General features: G+C 38.5%; 14 protein-coding genes, 5 pseudogenes and 1 riboswitch. Of the genes and pseudogenes, 6 read left to right on the top strand and 13 right to left on the bottom strand.

Annotation, left to right across the window (positions count from 1 at the left end):
* Positions 1–959: 959 nt before the first annotated feature.
* The 9 genes and pseudogenes from HT703_RS03200 to HT703_RS03240 form a co-directional block, all read right to left on the bottom strand.
* Positions 960–2,186, bottom strand: coding sequence for a DegT/DnrJ/EryC1/StrS aminotransferase family protein (locus HT703_RS03200; protein WP_172923204.1), 1,227 nt, complete (start codon positions 2,184–2,186; stop codon positions 960–962).
* 42 nt (positions 2,187–2,228) lie between these two features.
* Positions 2,229–2,921: a sugar transferase gene (locus HT703_RS03205; protein ID WP_172929915.1), complete on the bottom strand. Its 693-nt coding sequence runs from the start codon at positions 2,919–2,921 to the stop codon at positions 2,229–2,231.
* A gap of 130 nt (positions 2,922–3,051) precedes the next feature.
* A complete protein-coding gene (locus HT703_RS03210) occupies positions 3,052–4,794 on the bottom strand; it encodes an ABC transporter ATP-binding protein (protein ID WP_001180122.1) in 1,743 nt (580 codons plus the stop codon).
* The gene (locus HT703_RS03215; RefSeq protein WP_000022577.1) at positions 4,784–6,529 is read right to left on the bottom strand and encodes an ABC transporter transmembrane domain-containing protein; all 1,746 of its coding nucleotides are present in this window, start codon (positions 6,527–6,529) and stop codon (positions 4,784–4,786) included. Before HT703_RS03215 ends, HT703_RS03210 begins: the two co-directional genes overlap by 11 nt.
* 54 nt (positions 6,530–6,583) lie before the next feature.
* Positions 6,584–7,215, bottom strand: a pseudogene (locus tag HT703_RS03220) (DUF421 domain-containing protein).
* Positions 7,212–7,667 carry a DUF3290 family protein gene (locus tag HT703_RS03225; RefSeq protein WP_172929916.1) on the bottom strand — a complete coding sequence of 152 codons (456 nt, stop codon included), beginning with the start codon at positions 7,665–7,667 and terminating at the stop codon, positions 7,212–7,214. The pseudogene HT703_RS03220 and the gene HT703_RS03225 overlap by 4 nt, the downstream one beginning before the upstream one ends.
* A gap of 126 nt (positions 7,668–7,793) precedes the next feature.
* Complete coding sequence (locus HT703_RS03230; protein WP_172929917.1) at positions 7,794–8,435, bottom strand: SdpI family protein; 642 nt, start codon at positions 8,433–8,435, stop codon at positions 7,794–7,796.
* Positions 8,416–8,703 (bottom strand): autorepressor SdpR family transcription factor, encoded by a 288-nt coding sequence (locus HT703_RS03235; protein WP_172929918.1) that lies wholly within the window; start codon positions 8,701–8,703, stop codon positions 8,416–8,418. The genes HT703_RS03230 and HT703_RS03235 overlap by 20 nt, the downstream gene beginning before the upstream one ends.
* Positions 8,687–9,586: a type II CAAX endopeptidase family protein gene (locus HT703_RS03240; protein ID WP_172929919.1), complete on the bottom strand. Its 900-nt coding sequence runs from the start codon at positions 9,584–9,586 to the stop codon at positions 8,687–8,689. The genes HT703_RS03235 and HT703_RS03240 overlap by 17 nt, the downstream gene beginning before the upstream one ends.
* A gap of 219 nt (positions 9,587–9,805) precedes the next feature.
* Here HT703_RS03240 and HT703_RS03245 point away from each other — a divergent pair, with 219 nt between their 5' ends.
* From HT703_RS03245 to HT703_RS03265, 5 genes and pseudogenes are all read left to right on the top strand, one after another.
* Positions 9,806–10,633 carry an exodeoxyribonuclease III gene (locus HT703_RS03245; protein ID WP_172929920.1) on the top strand — a complete coding sequence of 276 codons (828 nt, stop codon included), beginning with the start codon at positions 9,806–9,808 and terminating at the stop codon, positions 10,631–10,633.
* A gap of 11 nt (positions 10,634–10,644) precedes the next feature.
* Positions 10,645–10,740: pseudogene (locus tag HT703_RS03250) on the top strand (glyoxalase); the annotation flags it as partial.
* Between the two features lie 47 nt (positions 10,741–10,787).
* A complete protein-coding gene (locus HT703_RS03255; protein ID WP_050222918.1) occupies positions 10,788–11,027 on the top strand; it encodes a glyoxalase in 240 nt (79 codons plus the stop codon).
* A 338-nt stretch (positions 11,028–11,365) separates the two neighbouring features.
* Positions 11,366–11,461: riboswitch (purine riboswitch) on the top strand.
* Positions 11,462–11,810: 349 nt separating this feature from the next.
* Positions 11,811–12,392, top strand: coding sequence for a xanthine phosphoribosyltransferase (locus tag HT703_RS03260; RefSeq protein WP_172929921.1), 582 nt, complete (start codon positions 11,811–11,813; stop codon positions 12,390–12,392).
* Positions 12,392–13,654, top strand: coding sequence for a nucleobase:cation symporter-2 family protein (locus HT703_RS03265; protein WP_172929922.1), 1,263 nt, complete (start codon positions 12,392–12,394; stop codon positions 13,652–13,654). Before HT703_RS03260 ends, HT703_RS03265 begins: the two co-directional genes overlap by 1 nt.
* A gap of 55 nt (positions 13,655–13,709) precedes the next feature.
* Here the strand turns inward: HT703_RS03265 and HT703_RS03270 are convergent, their stop codons facing one another.
* Complete coding sequence (locus HT703_RS03270) at positions 13,710–15,200, bottom strand: Sau3AI family type II restriction endonuclease (protein WP_023935643.1); 1,491 nt, start codon at positions 15,198–15,200, stop codon at positions 13,710–13,712.
* A 116-nt stretch (positions 15,201–15,316) separates the two neighbouring features.
* Between HT703_RS03270 and dcm the strand changes: the two genes are divergently transcribed.
* A complete protein-coding gene (gene dcm, locus HT703_RS03275; RefSeq protein WP_023935642.1) occupies positions 15,317–16,582 on the top strand; it encodes a DNA (cytosine-5-)-methyltransferase in 1,266 nt (421 codons plus the stop codon).
* Between the two features lie 63 nt (positions 16,583–16,645).
* On the opposite strand, the pseudogene HT703_RS11625 reads toward dcm, so the two are convergent.
* The 3 pseudogenes from HT703_RS11625 to HT703_RS03295 form a co-directional block, all read right to left on the bottom strand.
* Positions 16,646–17,026, bottom strand: a pseudogene (locus tag HT703_RS11625) (DpnD/PcfM family protein); the annotation flags it as partial.
* A pseudogene (locus HT703_RS03290) lies at positions 17,022–17,784 on the bottom strand (DpnI domain-containing protein). The pseudogenes HT703_RS11625 and HT703_RS03290, both read right to left, overlap by 5 nt.
* Before the next feature lie 139 nt (positions 17,785–17,923).
* A pseudogene (locus HT703_RS03295) lies at positions 17,924–18,262 on the bottom strand (valyl-tRNA synthetase); the annotation flags it as partial.
* Positions 18,263–18,443: the final 181 nt, after the last annotated feature.

Genomic DNA, 18,443 nt, shown 5'->3' on the forward strand with positions numbered 1-18,443 from the left:
TGACTTGGTCAGTTCTATAGTAGATTGAAACTAGAATAGTACACCTCTACTTATAAAACATTGTTAGAAATCGATTTGACTGTCCTGATCGATTTGTCCTATTCTTATTTCATTTTACTATATCTACAACCTCAAAGCAGGGTTTTGAGCTATCTATGGCCAACTTCCTAGTTTGCTCTTTAGCCTTCCATTTAAAAATGATGCTATCTTTCTTAGCTTGAATATAAAATATCCCATTTACTATATTTAAATTTATTGATATGTTGTAAATTATAAATGAAAGAACAAATACCTTGTCATACAAGCATTCGCCAGGGATATTTACCTGAATATCGCTCATATGGCGGATTGAAACTAAAACACTACAATATATTTCTTAAATAGACCCTCTATAAAAGCTAGATTTAACCTCGATAAAAATAGATGCAGTGCTTCTAAAATACTGGAATAGGGCATATAGGTAATCGTAGACAAGTGTTTTATAGATTGTCTCGCAGGAGATCTAATGATGTATAGCAAGCTTCACTAAACATATGGGATATTTGTATTATTATAATATCAAAACGCTATAAATTCTATCATGCAAAAGAATGACTAGAACATGAAAGACAGGCACAAAACTTTGAACAATATTCTGAAAACAAAAAAAGACGCGAGTTTCCACAATCTCACTCATGGAAACTCACGTCTTTCAAAAAATAGGGTGAATTGAAAACTAGAACAAGACACTAGATTTTCTAAATGATGTCTAGTAAGGATTCTAAATGCTACACCAAATTGCTCACATCTTATTTCAAACCACGGGACTCCCACAAGAAAGGAAAATCCTATAAAAATTCTCTCTCTGAGGAGAAAGGGGCCTCAACTACAGGTGTAAACTATTATCAATTGAAAACAACAGTTTTTACACTCAATTAGACTTTTTAGGGACAGTATTACTTTCGCTTGTCTGTAGTTTGTCATTTTTTTGATAAAGTTAGCACTTTTTCAGAAACTGTTTTGAAAGTCTCAATGATATAGTCCACTTCTTCATCGCTTAATTTAGTGTGAAGAGGGAGCGTAATTTCATTTTCAAAGAAGGCATAGGCTCTTGGATAATTCGCCATATCAAAGCCAAGATTCTTATAGGCTGTCAAGAGCGGAAGTGGCTTGTAGTGTACATTACTTGCAATTCCTGCTTTGGCCAATTCTTGGATGATAAGATTGCGTTCTTCTAAGCTCGCTCCTTCTACATGGGTAATGTAAAGGTGACGTGAAGATTCGACAGTTTCAGTCTTGTGTGCCAAAGGATGGATGCGAGAACCTGCAAAACCACGATCATAGCGATCCACGATGTCCTTACGACGTTCTAGCAAACCAGTGTAACGGTCCAATTGTACCAAACCAAGCGATGCCATGATATCTGTCATATTGCACTTGTAAGCTGGTGTAACGATATCGTATTCCCATGAACCCAGTTGCATCTTGGCAAGAGCATCCTTAGTTTGCCCGTGAAGGGAAAGAATTTGGAATTTCTTGTACATCTCTTCGTCGTCAATCGCTGGATTGGCCTTCCAAGTTGCGCTTCCACCTTCTGCCGTTGTAAAGTTCTTAACCGCATGGAATGAGAAGGAAGTAAAGTCAGCGATAGAACCAGCTGGTTGTCCTTTATAAGTTGATCCCAAAGCATGGGCACTATCAGAGACAATCACAATACGGTTAAAGGCTTTTTGCCACTTGCTTGACGCAGTAAAGAGGTCACGTTTCTTCTCCGCTACTTGGAACAAACGGTCGTAGTCGCAAACAATCCCCGCAAGCTCAACCGGAATAATCACCTTAGTCTTTTCAGTAATAGCTTGCTCCAGCAAGTCATAGTCCATTTCAAACGTATCTGCTTGGATATCTACCATGACAGGGGTCGCTCCTACGTGCGTGATGACACTACATGAAGCTGTATAGGTCATGGCTGGAACGATGACTTCATCACCAGGCCCAACTTCAAGCACACGCAAAATTAACTCCAGAGCGGCTGTCGCAGAGTTAAGGCAGACAGTCTTAGGCGTCTGTGTGTATTGGGACAAGCGACGCTCCAGTTCTTTGGTCTTAGGACCTGTTGTAATCCAACCAGAACGAAGGGTATCCGCTACTTCAGCAATTTCTGATTCCGTAATATCGGGTGGTGAAAATGGAATATTGTAATTTGGCATTGATTTGCTCCTTTTATCTGTACTCATTCTCTTATGACTACTTTATTTTAGTACCTCAAATACGGTTTGAAACATGATTTTGATGTCTCCAAGGAAACTAAACTCTCGGAGATAGACGAGGTTATAGCGCATCTTTTCAGGAAGGACGTGTTCGACATAGGCTTGGTCAACCGACAGACCTTTCTCCGTCATTTGACTGATGATAGTGTCCTCATCCTTGTAGTTGATGCTGGTTGGAGAGGTAATTCCTGCTGGCAAGAGCAAGGTCGCCATCATTTCAGGGCTATACTGCTCTGTGTAACGTGGCACTTCAGGTCGCGTACCGACAAAGGACATTTCGCCTTTCAGGACATTGACCAGCTGAGGCAGTTCATCCAAACGCACACGGCGGATAAAATTGCCAACTTTGGTAATGCGACTATCATTAGCAGAAGTCACCAGACTTCCTTTTTTATCTGCATCCGTCACCATGGTACGGAACTTCCAAATCTTGAACCGACGGTTGTACTGGGTCACCCGCTCTTGCTTGTAAATCACTGGCCCCTTGCTATCCAACTTGATCCAAATGCTCAAGATGAGAAAGATGGGAGAGGTCAGAACCAGTAAGACCAAGGTCAAAACCCAGTCCAAGCAACGCTTGAAAATCAGCGAACCCTTCCTTTTAGAGACAAGCTGGTAGTAAGACTCAACCTCGCTTGATTTCATTTCCACAGGCAAGTCTTCCCATTTCAGCATGCTGTTTCTCCTTTGTTTTTATTATACTATTTGTCAACATTTTTCATTATACCACAAAATGGAAAAGGCGGTGAAAGAAATCTGTAATTTGAAGGATTTCCTTCTTTTACTCAATGAAAATCAAAGAGTGTTAGGACATGGCCCCTGCCTGCAAGCTATACATCTTGTGATAGGTTCCTCCCAAGGCCAAGAGTTCTTCATGAGTTCCACTCTCGATAATGCGCCCCTTGTCCAAAACATAGATGCAGTTGGCGTCTTGAATAGTAGAAAGGCGGTGAGCGATAGCAATAGTTGTTCGGCCCTGTCTCATCTTCGCCAGAGAAGCTTGAACCAAGCTTTCTGTTTCAGAGTCAATATTGGCGGTCGCTTCATCCAAAATCAGGATTTTAGGCTGGCTGGCAACTGTTCTGGCAAAGGCAAGAAGCTGTCGCTGACCAGTTGAAAAACTCGATCCACGCTCAGACACAGGGGAGTCGTACCCCTTAGGAAGTTCTTGAATAAAGGAATCTGCATCCACAAAGGCTGCCGCAGCCTGAACCTGATCATCACTGATTTCTTGGTACATGGCGATATTGGACTTAATAGTTCCATGATAGAGAAAGGGTTCCTGCAAGACCAAACCGATGTTTTTTCTCAGCTCTTCTTGACTGAAATCCCTGATATCCACATCATCCAAGAGAACTCTCCCTGACTGGAATTCATAAAAGCGCATGAGAACATTTATAATCGAAGATTTCCCCGAACCTGTATGACCTACAAAGGCAATGGTTTCACCCTTGTTGACCGAAAAAGAAATATCATCCAGAATAGGATGTTTGCCATCATATGAGAAACACACATGTTCAAAACGAATATTGCCTTCTTCAACCTCAACCTGACTATTTTCTTGAAGAGGCTCATAGGTTGCCTCGTCAATCAAGGCAAAGACACGGCCTGCAGACACCATAGACGTTTGCAGGGTTGAAAAGTTTTGCGTTACTTCAATCAGAGGATCAAAGAGACGATTGATGTACTGGATAAAAGCATACATAGTCCCGACCGTTATCCCGATAGAAAGACCACGGTAGCCAAAATAGGCCATTAAGACAGTATAACCTAGGAGTTTCAACAAACTCATAGCAGGGCGCAACAAGAGGGCATCAAAGGCTACAGAGCGGTTGGCATAGACCAAGTGTTCTTGGTTAATCTCATCAAATTCTGCCTGCTGGCGCTTTTCTTGATTAAAGACCTGGATAATCCTAATTCCTTCGATATTTTCTACCAGCTTACTATTGATATCTGACAAGAGACTTCTGGTTTTCTCGATAATCTTGACTGATTTTTTACGATAGAGATTGACCAAAAGGAAAATCAAAGGGAGAAAGAGCAGGACTAATGCTGTCAAACGAAAATCCAACACCAACATGGTATAAAGGGTTGTCAAAAAGATAAAAATTGCTGAGATAAAACTGGATAAAATCCCCGAAAACATATCACTGATTGTCTCGGTATCATTAGTCAAACGAGAGACGATAGAGCCTGCTGGCGTCTTGTCAAAATAAGACATGCCTAGCTTCTCCATATTGGCAAAGGCATCGCGACGAATATCCCTCACAATACTGTAAGACACCCGTACAAAGAGAAGATTTCCGACATACTGAACCAGAGTTTGCAGGATATAGAGACCATAGTAGGCCAGCAACACTGTCACAGCGAGTTGATTGAGATTGCTGAGATACTGGTCGATAAAGTGGGAAGCCACAAGGGGAATGACACTTTTAATGACCGTAGTCGCTAGGAGAAAGCTGAGTGCCAAAAAGGTCAGAAGACCATAAGGCTTGAGATAAGATATCAAGCGCTTCAATACAGCCCATTGTTCTTGTTTATTCTGCATCTTCTTCTCCCTTCATTTCCAGCTGCTGAGACTGGTAGGTTTGGGCATACCAGCCATCCAAAGCTAGCAAGTCTTCGTGCCTGCCTCGTTCGATGATTTGACCATTTTGCAGGACTAAAATCAAATCTGCATGGACAACTGCACTGAGGCGATGAGCCGTAATAATGGTTGTCTTGTCCTTTCGCGTCTCCTTAAGGTTGTCGATAATCGCATACTCTGTCTTGGCATCCACGGCCGACAAAGAATCATCCAAAATCAAGATATCAGGGTCTAAAATCATAGCCCGACTCATAGCCAGACGCTGCTTTTGCCCACCAGAAAGACTGACTCCCTTTTCACCAATCAACGTATCAAATCCCTGTGACATGGCTACAATGTCTTGGTAAACTTGAGCTAGCTTAGTCGCTTCCTCGACCGCTGAAATGGGCAAGTTAGGATTGCCAAAGCGAATATTGTCTAAAATCGAAGTCGCAAAGAGGAACTGGTCCTGAGGGACGTAGCCCATAAGACTACGAAGGTCTGTCAAACGATAATCGCGAATATCGTGACCATTTAGATAAATAGCTCCCTTATCCACATCGTACTCACGCAAGAGGAGTTTAATCAAGGATGTTTTCCCAGAGCCTGTCTGCCCAACCAAGCCCAGAGTTTGCCCTTTTTCCAAACTAAAGTGAATATCCATTAGCGTTTCCTCGTTTTCAAAAGCAAAGTTATCAATAGCATACTCCAAGCGCCCGTTTTCAATACCATCCAGAGGAAACTCGGAGTCTTTTACAGATGATTCCTGAGACAAAAGATTCTCAATCCGCTGGTAAGAAACCTTTCCTCGCTGAGTGATATTAAAGAGGAAACCAATAGCCATGAGAGGCCAGACCATCATATCCAAATAACTAATAAAAGTGACCAAATTTCCAACTGTAATCTGCCCCTCCCGAACCATCAAAGAGCCGACTAAGAGTGTTAAAACATAGGATAATCCAACAAACAAGAAAACCATTGGGTCAAAGAGTCTATCGTATTTCATGGTTTGGAGATTCTTTTGGAAGGTTAATTCATTGACTGCCTGAAAGGACTCCAGCTCATCTGCCTGATAACCAAAAGACTTGGTCACTTTGATACCTGATACAGACTCCTGAACCTTGTTATTGAGTTCAGAAAAGGCATCCTGTGACTCTCCAAAGACCTTATGAGTCTTTCTTCCCAAACGACTGGTCGCATATGCCATAAAAGGCAGGGGTAAAATTGCAACTAGAGTCATCTGCCAGGAAATGCTAAAGAGCATGGTCAGCAAAGTCACTAAAGCTGTAATAGAGGCATCTACCGCAGATATAACACCACCACCTGCAAGACTCGTCAAAGAATTGATATCATTGGTTGCGTGTGCCATCAAGTCCCCCGTCCGATAGGTTTGATAAAAGGCTGGAGACATCTTTGTAAAATGCTCAAACAAGCGAGACCTCATAATCTGCCCCAGACGGTAGGATGTCCCAAGAATATACATACGCCAAACATAGCGCAGATAGTACATACCAAAGGCCGCAAGAAGCAAGTAAAATAGGTAAATAAGTAGTTCATTCTGAATTAATTGCCCCGATGTGATAGCATCAATGATCCGCCCCATGACCATTGGGGGAATGAGGTTAAGGACAGAAACCAAGACCAAGGCCACAATTCCGACTAGATAACGGCGTTTTTCTAGCTTAAAAAACCACCAGAGTTTTTGAATAATGGACATAAAATTCCTTTCTAGTTCCAAATGGAAACCTGAGACTCCGACCCCAGGTTTTTCTTATTCATAGGTTACAACTGTAACGTCACCTTTGTCATACTCAGCGATAAAGATATTGGCTACATTGTCATGCCCTTGTTTGCCGAGATTATCAATCAACCACTCTTCGCTACAGCCAAGCGATTCCAAGACTTCTACTTGGATAACACCATCAGTCACAATTAGATACTTAGGATTTTCATCTCCCATTTGGACCACGATGAGTTGGTCATTTTGCTCCTGCACAGCTCGTTCAACTTGCTTCATCTGGAAAATCCCTTGGCTACGAAGTTTGAGGGTTACATCCACCCCAAACAAATCAACCGAACGACAGGCTTCTAGGTCAATCTTCTCATGTTTGATGAGGAGAGTTGGCTTACCATCAATCAAACATTTCACAAAACGAATATTATGAAGCCACTTGAGGGTCAAAACCAAAATAGTCCACATCAGTAAAATCACCTCGTACTGCAAAATGCTGATAGAACTATTGTAAATCACCCCACCAATGATAGCACAGAGAACATAATTCTGAATTTAATCTGTCGCAGAGTTAGGTGCTAAGTTCCCCTTTCCTGTCACATTGATAACAAAACAAGTGAGAAGAGCCCCAAGGCCAGTTCGATTACAATTTCCATACAGTTGAGTGTCACTTGTTTACCTTCACCAATTCAATAACGTCTGTTTGATGCAATTCTAATTTCTTTAAAAGATACTTGTCTAATTCGCTCCCGTTCATAGCACGATAGACATTTGAACCTACCTTGACAAGCGCTCCATCAGTGGCAGCTGAAGTATTGACGTAAACTTCTGATTTATCCACTCCCAAGTCTTTGGAAACAACCTCTATGAAATGAAGGGAGGTTTGAAATTGATTGTTAGAGGTTTGATTGGTCTGGTATTTTGAAATTGTCACCAAAAGCATGGCTACTAAGGTCAGGGCCAAAATCATGACCAATTCCCGAAACTTAGTCCCCTTTTTATCACGATAAGCCTTAAAAGCAAAAAATCCTGTGATAGCTAGGAGCACAATCCCAAAGCCAATCATGATTCCATTTTGCTGACTGATTTGGCTAAGCACATAGTCATATGAGTAAAATTTCATTTATTTTCACTCCTTTTCATAAAATCATTCTTCATTATAAACGAAAGAGGGTGATTTTTCAAACCATACGTTGGGGAAATAGACTTATCAGACCAACTTCTCTAACTAATGACTCAAATACCTGTTTCAAGATTCTAATTTTGATAATTGATAAGAATAGACACTAGGAATTATCACTACAAAGAAAAGTGTCAAGAAGAATACCCAGTAAACATATAGTTGCACAAAGGAATTTAGAAACAATAACAATCCTCCTAACACCCAAATTTTTCCAGCTAATCGATGTGTTTTTCTCCAGTTTTTATCACTCTCCAAGGTCCACGGAAGTCGAATACCGATTATATAATTTCGGTGTGTTTTTGGTAGATAATTTCCAATTACGATCATCACGACTCCCATAAAAATCTGAGCTAGTAGCCCACTCATCATGGAATAACCCAAAGATTCTCCGAAGATAGAAATCATTAATAGACAAGATACAAAAGGAATAATCCAGTAAATCAAAACTTGTATTTTTGAACTGATATTGCTAGATTTAGGGTCCTTAATCATTAAAAATAGAAGCAACCAATGCATCAAAAGCATGAGAGTAGGTAATCCAAAGATAGCAGACATTTTATGATTGTAGCCATCTGCTTGACCCAGTAGATTAAAATGAGTGGGTATCTCCTCTGGTAATTGATTCCAGAAAACACAACCTACAAGGGAAGGTAGTAGGATGAGAATACTCGTAAATAATACCAATTTCTTATTGATTTTTATCTTCATCAAAATGATCTCCTTTCAGGTCTGCTAGCCAAACCATTATATCCTCTAAAATCGATGTATTTAACTCATAATAAATAAAGTTTTTTTCTTTCATTTCATGAATCAAATCCGCTGCTTTCAAAATCGTGAGATGGTGTGAAATAGTTGCACCTGTCAACTCGAATTGACTGGCAATTTCTCCTGCAGATAATCTGCCTGCTTTGAGTAAATTTAAAATCTCTCTCCTAACTGGATGAGATAAGGCTTTAAAACTATTTGCAAAACTCATAATGACTCCTTTCCCTTTGTAATATTAGTAGGGCTAGGAATAAGCAAGGTAGAACTGATAGCATTCCAGTCGGTGATGGGCCTAAAATCAAGAGGCTTGAAACTTTTTCTCCTGGTAATTGGAAGAGTAACCCAAGACCTGCAGTTGCATTGATTGCCCCATGAAATAGTGCTGAAGTCCAGATAGAACCTGTCTTTTCCAACAACCAGCTTAACAATATTCCTAGGCTAAAACAAGATAGAAACATAGCAACAACTCCCAAAACGGGATAAGCAAAATAAGTAAGGCCATAATTATATCCTTGTAAATTGATTGGTAAATGCCATAGACTCCAAATGAGAGCAAGTAAGACATGAGTCTGGACTAGTGAAAAGCGTTCTCTTAGCACTGGGTAAAGATAGCCCCGCCAACCAATTTCCTCCCCTAATGCAAAGAAACTATTAAGAAAAGGAGCGTAGGTCAAACTAGCTAGGATTTGAATCAAGACCAAGGAAGATAAGGGAATGGTTGATTGAGAGACACCTTTTTCTTGTAAGATGGCTTGAATAGATTCAAAACCAAGGCTGAAATTACTAGGGAATACAAGAAAATAAAGTCCCGCTCCTAAAAAACTGATGACTGCTGGTAACCAGATAGCTAGTAAGTAAAAGCGCCAGTTCCTCTTGAGATTCACGACTAATTTAGATTTGATTCCACTAGATTGATTCGTGATTTTCCCTAAAATAAAGACTGCAAGTGCAGGCATCCACATGGCTACAATACTAGCAAGCTGACTCCATGGAGAATTTAGACCAACACCACTTAGCCATAGTGTCAACCATATTATCCAAGCAAGGGCATAAGCCAAGACTACAAAAAGAAGGATTGTTCTCTTATTTGACATATTTGTACACTTCACTTTCTATTTAGATGTTTTTCTAAATACCATTATACACCTTTCTATTCTAAACACAAGAACTATTTAGATTTTTTTCTAAATAGTTTAGGGAATTTTTATTTTCTCAGGATAAAGTCTAAAGAGTAATTTTCAAACCATACGTTGGGGAAATAGACCTTTTTTTGGTATAATAAAATCTATAATCTGAATGAAAAAGGTAACTTTATGAAACTTATCTCATGGAATATTGATTCTCTCAATGCTGCCCTAACTAGTGACTCAGCTCGCGCGAAATTGTCCCAAGAAGTCCTACAAACCTTGGTCGCTGAAAATGCTGATATCATCGCTATCCAAGAAACCAAGCTTTCTGCCAAAGGGCCTACAAAGAAACACTTGGAAATTTTAGAAGAACTCTTCCCAGGCTACGAAAACACGTGGCGCTCTTCCCAAGAGCCCGCCCGTAAAGGCTATGCTGGAACCATGTTCCTCTATAAGAAAGAACTCACACCCACTGTCACTTTCCCAGAAATTGGTGCCCCTTCTACCATGGACTTGGAAGGCCGTATCATCACTCTAGAATTTGATGCATTTTTCGTAACCCAAGTTTACACTCCAAACGCTGGTGACGGTCTCAAACGCTTGGAAGAACGCCAAGTCTGGGATGTTAAATATGCTGAGTATTTGGCTGAACTAGACAAAGAAAAACCAGTCCTTGCGACCGGTGACTACAACGTAGCCCACAATGAAATCGACCTTGCAAATCCTGCTAGCAACCGCCGTTCACCTGGATTTACTGACGAGGAACGTGCTGGATTTACCAACCTTTTGGCAACTGGATTTACAGACACCTTCCGCCATGTTCATGGCGATGTTCCTGAACGCTACACTTGGTGGGCACAACGCAGCAAAACTTCTAAAATCAACAATACAGGCTGGAGAATCGACTACTGGCTCACAAGTAACCGTATCGCTGACAAGGTCACTAAATCTGATATGATTGACTCAGGTGCTCGCCAAGACCATACACCGATTGTCTTGGAAATTGACTTGTAAGGATTTTCTATATGGACTACAATGCGGTCATTCCCGAGTTTCTTGTATCGAATATCGAACAGTCCCGGTCCTTCTACTGTGGTTTACTGGGTTTTAGGACTGAATACTAACGTCCAGAAGAAAACTTTCTCTTTCTCTTGAAGAGTGTCAACTAATGTTAGAGGAGGGAACAAAGGATCAACTAGCTGAACTGACCTACCCCTTTGGTCGTGGAGTCAATCTCTCCTTTGGCATAAAGGATGTTCCAAAACTCTATCAAAAAGTGATGGAGGCAAACTATCCTATCCATCGTCCCCTGACAAAAAGAGAATTTCGAGTAGGAGATAGCTTTATATATCCTCATGAATTTGCAGTTTTGGATCCAGATGGCTATTTTTTAAGATTTAGCGAGTAGAATAATAAAGATTGGGAAAAAATCTTTAAAGTTAGAGAAAGGCATATTGTCAAGTTTTGAAAAATCTTGATAATATGCCTTTTATGATGAAAAAATCTTCTAATACTCTTCGAAAATCTCTTCAAACCACGTCAGCGTCGCCTTACCGTACTCAAGTACAGCCTGCGGCTAGCTTCCTACTTTGCTCTTTTATTTTCATTGAGTACAAATGTTAGCTTACAATTGAAAATTTGTCTATTTGTCTTCATTTTGTTCGTTTTTCAAACCAAAACACTAACAAAATATTTGATTTCTAAAGTTATTTAGTGTAAAATAAAAACATTGGCTCAAGCCTATTTAAAATTGAATATCATTTTACTTGTTTATGTCGTGAATTGGCACGACGTTTCTACAAGGTGCCGGAACACCTAACAATAAGTAAGTCAGAGTGAGGTAGGGGTGTTTTTGCCATGCCTATTTTGGGGACTTACTTAGAGATTAAGTAGGTCTTTTTTGAATATTTTTAATATTTCCCTTAATTAGTGCGGACGGGAGGTGAAATTATCCTGTGAATAATTTCAGGAATCCAGGGAATTTCATCCCTAATTTTTGAGCCAAAAGTCTCAAAAATCCCGTCATAGACAATAACAAGATTATTGTCTATGATACCACTACAACGGGAAATATTTGATAAGACTCGCTTCGCTCGTAATAGTTTTATCAAATATATAGTATTAGCAAAAGGGATCACTATAGAAACATTTAAACAACAAGTAAATTAGCTTTTAAACTTTAGGAGGTCTTATGAAATTATTAGAAGAGCGCATCCTCAAGGATGGGCATATCTTGGGTGATAACATCCTCAAGGTAGATTCCTTTTTAACCCACCAAGTTGACTTTAGCTTGATGCGAGAGATTGGTAAGGTTTTTGCGGAAAAATTTGCTGCTACTGGCATTACCAAGGTCGTAACCATTGAAGCGTCGGGTATTGCCCCAGCCGTTTTTACAGCTGAAGCCTTAAACGTTCCCATGATTTTCGCCAAAAAAGCTAAGAACATCACCATGAACGAAGGCATCTTAACTGCTCAAGTCTACTCCTTTACCAAGCAGGTAACCAGCACCGTTTCTATCGCTGGAAAATTCCTCTCACCAGAGGACAAGGTCTTGATTATCGACGATTTCCTTGCTAATGGCCAAGCTGCCAAAGGCTTGATTCAAATCATCGAACAAGCTGGTGCCACAGTCGAAGCTATCGGTATTGTGATTGAAAAATCCTTCCAAGATGGCCGTGATTTGCTTGAAAAAGCAGGCTACCCTGTCCTATCACTCGCTCGTTTGGATCGTTTTGAAAATGGTCAGGTCGTATTTAAGGAGGCAGATCTCTAATGCAAACTCAAGAAAAACACTCGCAAGCAGCCGTTCTTGGCTTGCAGCACTTACTAGCCATGTACTCAGGATCTATCCTGGTTCCCATCATGATTGCGACAGCCCTTGGCTATTCAACTGAGCAGTTGACCTACCTGATTTCCACAGATATCTTCATGTGTGGTGTGGCAACCTTCCTCCAACTCCAACTCAACAAATACTTTGGGATTGGGCTACCAGTCGTTCTTGGGGTTGCCTTCCAGTCGGTAGCTCCCTTGATTATGATTGGGCAAAGCCATGGTAGTGGCGCTATGTTTGGTGCCCTTATCGCATCAGGGATTTACGTGGTTCTTGTTTCAGGTATCTTCTCAAAAGTAGCCAATCTCTTCCCATCTATCGTAACAGGATCTGTTATTACCACGATTGGTTTAACCTTGATCCCTGTCGCTATTGGAAATATGGGAAATAACGTTCCAGAACCAACTGGTCAAAGTCTCTTGCTTGCAGCTATTACTGTTCTGATTATCCTCTTGATCAACATCTTTACCAAAGGATTTATCAAGTCTATCTCTATTTTGATTGGTCTGGTTGTTGGAACCGCCATTGCTGCTAGCATGGGTTTGGTGGACTTCTCTCCTGTTGCGTCAGCACCACTTGTCCATGTCCCAACTCCACTCTACTTTGGGATGCCAACCTTTGAAATCTCATCTATTGTCATGATGTGTATCATCGCAACGGTGTCTATGGTTGAGTCGACTGGTGTTTACCTAGCCTTGTCTGATATCACGAAAGATCCAATCGACAGCACGCGCCTGCGCAACGGTTACCGCGCAGAAGGTTTGGCCGTACTTCTCGGAGGAATCTTTAACACCTTCCCTTACACAGGATTTTCACAAAACGTTGGTTTGGTTAAATTATCAGGTATCAAGACTCGCCTGCCAATCTACTACGCAGCTGGTTTCCTGGTTCTCCTTGGACTCCTTCCTAAGTTTGGTGCCCTTGCTCAAATCATTCCGAGCCCTGTCCTCGGTGGTGCCATGCTGGTGATGTTTGGTTTTGTATCCATTCAAGGAATGCAAATCCTCGCCCGTGTTGACTTTGCTAACAATGAACATAACTTCCTTATCGCAGCTGTATCCATCGCTGCAGGTGTCGGACTCAACAACAGTAATCTCTTTGTCAGCATGCCGACAGCCTTCCAAATGTTCTTCTCAAACGGAATCGTCATAGCTAGCCTACTCGCCATTGTACTCAATGCTGTATTAAATCATAAAAAGCAATAAGAAAAAGAGGTGCGAGCCTCTTTTTTTGTTTATCACAAATTGATTATAAATACTATCAATCCCAATTCCCATCTAATATTTCTTTTATAAACTTCTTAGGCATCCAAAAGGAGTGTTTTGTAATCCTACGTCCATCTGGAAGTTCATCTGTATCAGATAATGAGCCTTTCCCAACAAATTTTCCTTTTTCAATTTCATAGTAAGCATTGGTAGCATGTAATTTCGTAAATAGAATTCTATTTATCTTACTTTGAGGGAAATTAGTTGAAACTTTATTACCATTTTGAGTTAATTTAACTCCGTCAGAAATAATTTGTCTAGTTTCCTGCCACACTCTTTGGATTTCTTCTAATTGTCTATCCTGAAATCCCCAAAATTTGATAGAATCTAATACAAATAGCTTAGGTTCAATTTCCTTAAAAATAACGAAAAGGAATCGTTTATTATAAATTTCATTATAAACATGTGATGATTCCCAACTATCTGTTTCTGCTAATTCTTTAAAACAATAAGTTTTAAATGGAGAGTCTTCCTTAGGTAAATTATTCTTATCTACTCGAATAACTCTCAAATTCATGTTTGCTTTTTGAAATTCTTTGGTCTTATCCAAATCCCCTGTCAAGCCTAAAATTTTTCTAATCAGAGTACTATTCTTACCTTTTGCCTTGGGATTCACTTCAAATCTATCATATAACTTTTGTTCAGAGAAACCTTTGTAGGAAAGAATCTTCTCTGCAATAACCTCAGTAAATGACTTTTTTTCACCCCTAAAATTAGCCAAAACACTTTCTTGATCTGATTGGTTAAAGATTTTATGATTAATCAGATAGGTCATATAACTTGATTTTAATTCCCAAGCTCTTTGTTTTGCTAATTCATGACTAAATGGTTGCTGTCTTAAATCCTTTCCTTTACCTGCACCTTTTGTACAAGTTGATAAATAGTTTCCATCTGATTCTGATAATTCATGTGCCTTTCCATTTTTGATTTTGTCTGTAATCTTCTGATAGTCTTCAAGGATGACTGCCATATCCTCCTCAAACCATTCATATAAAAATATTTTTTCAATGACATAGTCCTTCATTGTTTGATTGGGAATTAAGCCATTGTAAAACAATAACAAAATCTTTGCACATTTTTTCCATAAATGAGTGGAGTAAAAATCCTCTAAATTTTCCTCCATATAGTTTAGTATTGTTAATACAAGTCGTTCTTTTGCACTAAGTGTCCCATTTTTGTTTATCTTAAAAGGAGTAACTTTTAATTCTACACCTATTTTTTCAAAGTCAGCTTCCGAGTCACTATTTGGCTGATAACCATAGAAATATTTTTCAATATAATTCCCATACTGCCCTTTTGACTTCATACTAATTGCTTTATCTTGTACCTCAGAGACTACTCTATCATTATAATCGTCATATGATTTATAAAGCGAACGATTATACTCCTCCATAACATCGGAAAATTTTCTATTTAATAGTTTATGAGAATATTCAATAACACTATCGATATCTTCATCGTTATAGTTAAATAAGTTTTGATCCATTTTCTTCTCCTATCTTTTATATTATATCAAATTAAACTAAAGCAAACATTAATACTTGATCAATCATTGAAAATAGTATATAATGGATTAAACTGTAAAAAAATGAAGGAGAAAAGATGAAAGTTCTCGAACTATTTGCTGGAGTTGGCGGTTTTCGGATAGGATTAGAAAATGCCGATAAGCAACTCTTTAAAACAAAATGGGCAAACCAATGGGAACCATCTCGTAAATCTCAAGACGCATTTGAGGTCTATGATTATCACTTCCCCAATAGCGAAAACATCAATATTAGTATCTCTGATGTAACAGACGAACAATTTTCCAAAATGGATGCCGATATGATTGTCGGTGGTTTTCCTTGCCAAGATTACTCTGTTGCGCGTAGCAAGAAAGATGAAAAAGGTATTGAAGGAAAAAAAGGAGTTTTATTTTGGGAAATCATTAGAGCAACTGAAATCATTAAACCCAAATACTTAATTCTGGAAAACGTGGATAGGCTTTTAAAAGCGCCCTCAAAACAGAGAGGACGTGATTTTGCAATCATGCTAACAGCTTTTAATAACCTTGGATATTCTGTAGAGTGGAGAGTTATTAATGCTGCTGAGTATGGAAGAAGCCAACGAAGACGTCGTGTATTCTTTTTCGTATATCGAAATGATACAGTCTTTGCCCAAAAAAATGACAATCTTTACGAAAAAAATGAAGAAATCTTTGAAGAGAATAGGTATGATGACTATATTTTCAATCAAGGTCTATTTGCAAAACAATTTCCTATTAAACCTATAGCAGTTAAAAATCGTCATGTGTTTTATGAGTTACCAAATGATATAGTTGAAGTTTCAGATACTTTTACTGGTACTGTTTGGAATACAGGAATTATGAGACATGGAAAATACTATTCTATTGATACAGAACCTAATTACAATGGCAATCCTATCACTCTAGGAGAAATTCTTCAAGATGAGTCTGAAGTACCTGAAAAATATTTTTTAACTGATCAGTCAAAATTGGAAAAATTTCAATATCTTAGAGGACCTAAGAAAATTGAACGAACATCCTCTGACGGACATCAATACATCTATTCAGAAGGAGGAATGTCCCCTTATGATGATTTAAACCTTCCAGGACGAACAATGCTTACATCCGAAGGAACAGTTAATCGTTCCACACATTTATTATTTGTAAACAATAAATATAGATTAATTACACCCATTGAAGCTGAACGCCTTCAGGATTTCCCAGATGATTGGACAGCTAAAAAGAAATTGTCAGATGGATCTATTGTAGAGGTATCTGATAAAATGAGAATGTTTTTTATGGGAAATGCTTTGGTTACTGAGATTGTAAAAGAAATTGCTAAATTTATTAAAAAAATTGATTAATTTATCTGAAACTAAAAAAGAGGTGCGAGCCTCTTTTTTGTGTGACAAAATAAAAACATCTATCTAATCATATATGCTAGTGTCATAGTTCTGAAAATCATCTGAATCAAGAACAATTTCACAACTCTTATACTTTTCTCTTACAAGTCGTTCGGCTTCATCTGGATTTTCAGCCTCTATACTTACTAAACGTGATAAAGTTTCTGTAATTTCTACTGTATACTTTTTCAGTTTTAAATTGCTTTCCAATCATTCACTTATTAGCAATAATCTATATAGTTTTGGGCTTTCCAACCACTCTGGTAATTCATCTCCATATTCCCAGCTATATTTTTTATTCAATAAAAAAAGTTGTTTCTCATCACCAAACTCCATATTTTCAGACAACCACCTCACACAATCAGGGTCTGATAAAGTATAAACCATTACACATAAGTTTTCATAATTTCCGATACTTTCCTCTACCTTTAAATTCTATTATTTCTTTGTCTCTTAATATTTGAAGCTGTTGCCTAATCTTTTCTTTGATATGATTGTTCTTAACAAAGATATTTTTTAGGTCACTTTCAAAACGATACATATCTTCAAGGGTAAATTCTGAACCCTCTATCTTATCTATACAATTTAGAATTTCTATTGTCCAACCTCTTACTGAAAGAGAGTTCTTCCTTAAAAATAAACTTTGCTTAAATTCTTTTGTAACTTTTTCTGGATCTCTAACTTGTCCATTTTTCACAAAAAATATTCTTCCTTTAGAAAGTACTTGTGATAAATCAATGTTACAACCAATCCAACCTGCTCGTCTAGCAGTTGGCGCAAGTGGCTTCCTTTGAATAATTGATTTCGGTGTAACAAATTGCTTCGGAAGGACAAGAAAATTATTTACCTCAAAATTTTTTGTATAAGTTAAAAAAGAAATTAGGATTATTATCTACCTGCACACGCTCCATCATCGTTGCATAAGCACCATCATTGATTGTTGATGAAAAATTTCCTTTTTTGCTCTTTAGTTCAAACTCCTCACTACAATGATTACAGTAAAAATCTGCTACAGGTCTATTATTTTCAAAATGATTTAAAGGATTTTTCCCACAATTAGGGCAATAAGACTGACGATAAACCCAATCCTCCATTAAGATACGTGCCTTCTGACTATTACTTTTATAGGTTTCTACTAGTTCTAAATTAAATTGTAATTCCATTTAAAAATTCCTCACTAATATGAGAATTCACTCGATATAAGCAATTAAAATCTACTATAACTAGTATACCACATATATGTACCTATTACATTTGTATTTCATCATTCTCTTTTATATTTCCTTCTCACATATCTCATAAAATATACCCTAGTTCTTGAGCTAATTTTAAAGAAAAACCATAAAATTGAGCCACATAAGCTGGAATGGTAATTGCCATAGCAAGCCCTCCAGGTAATCCTGCCAAAACAGAAGTCCCACTCGCTAATAAAACATTATCCCTAATACAGGCATTAGCCACTCGATCTAAGATTTCTTGAGATAAGAGAGACGTTGGACCTTGTTCCAATAAGGTAGGAATGTCCTGTGGACCCAATTCTTTGGAAAACTTATCCACTAAAAATTTCGAACGATCAACCTTAACAACTGGTAGTTTTACCACTTGTTGTAATACTTGCATAGCTAAGTCTTGTTCAGCCATATACAAACTCCTTATTTCTTTTTTGCACCTTATCATATTATATTTCCTACAAAAAAAGCATTTTCTAATTAGATAACATTAAAAAATACAGAACCCCTTTTTTATAGTAAAATAAAACAAGAACAGGACAAATCGATCAGGACAGTCAAATCGATTTCTAACAATGTTTTAGAAGTAGAGG

The sequence above is a fragment of the Streptococcus sp. 3874 genome (assembly GCF_013276425.1).
Taxonomy (GTDB): Bacteria; Bacillota; Bacilli; order Lactobacillales; family Streptococcaceae; genus Streptococcus; species Streptococcus pseudopneumoniae.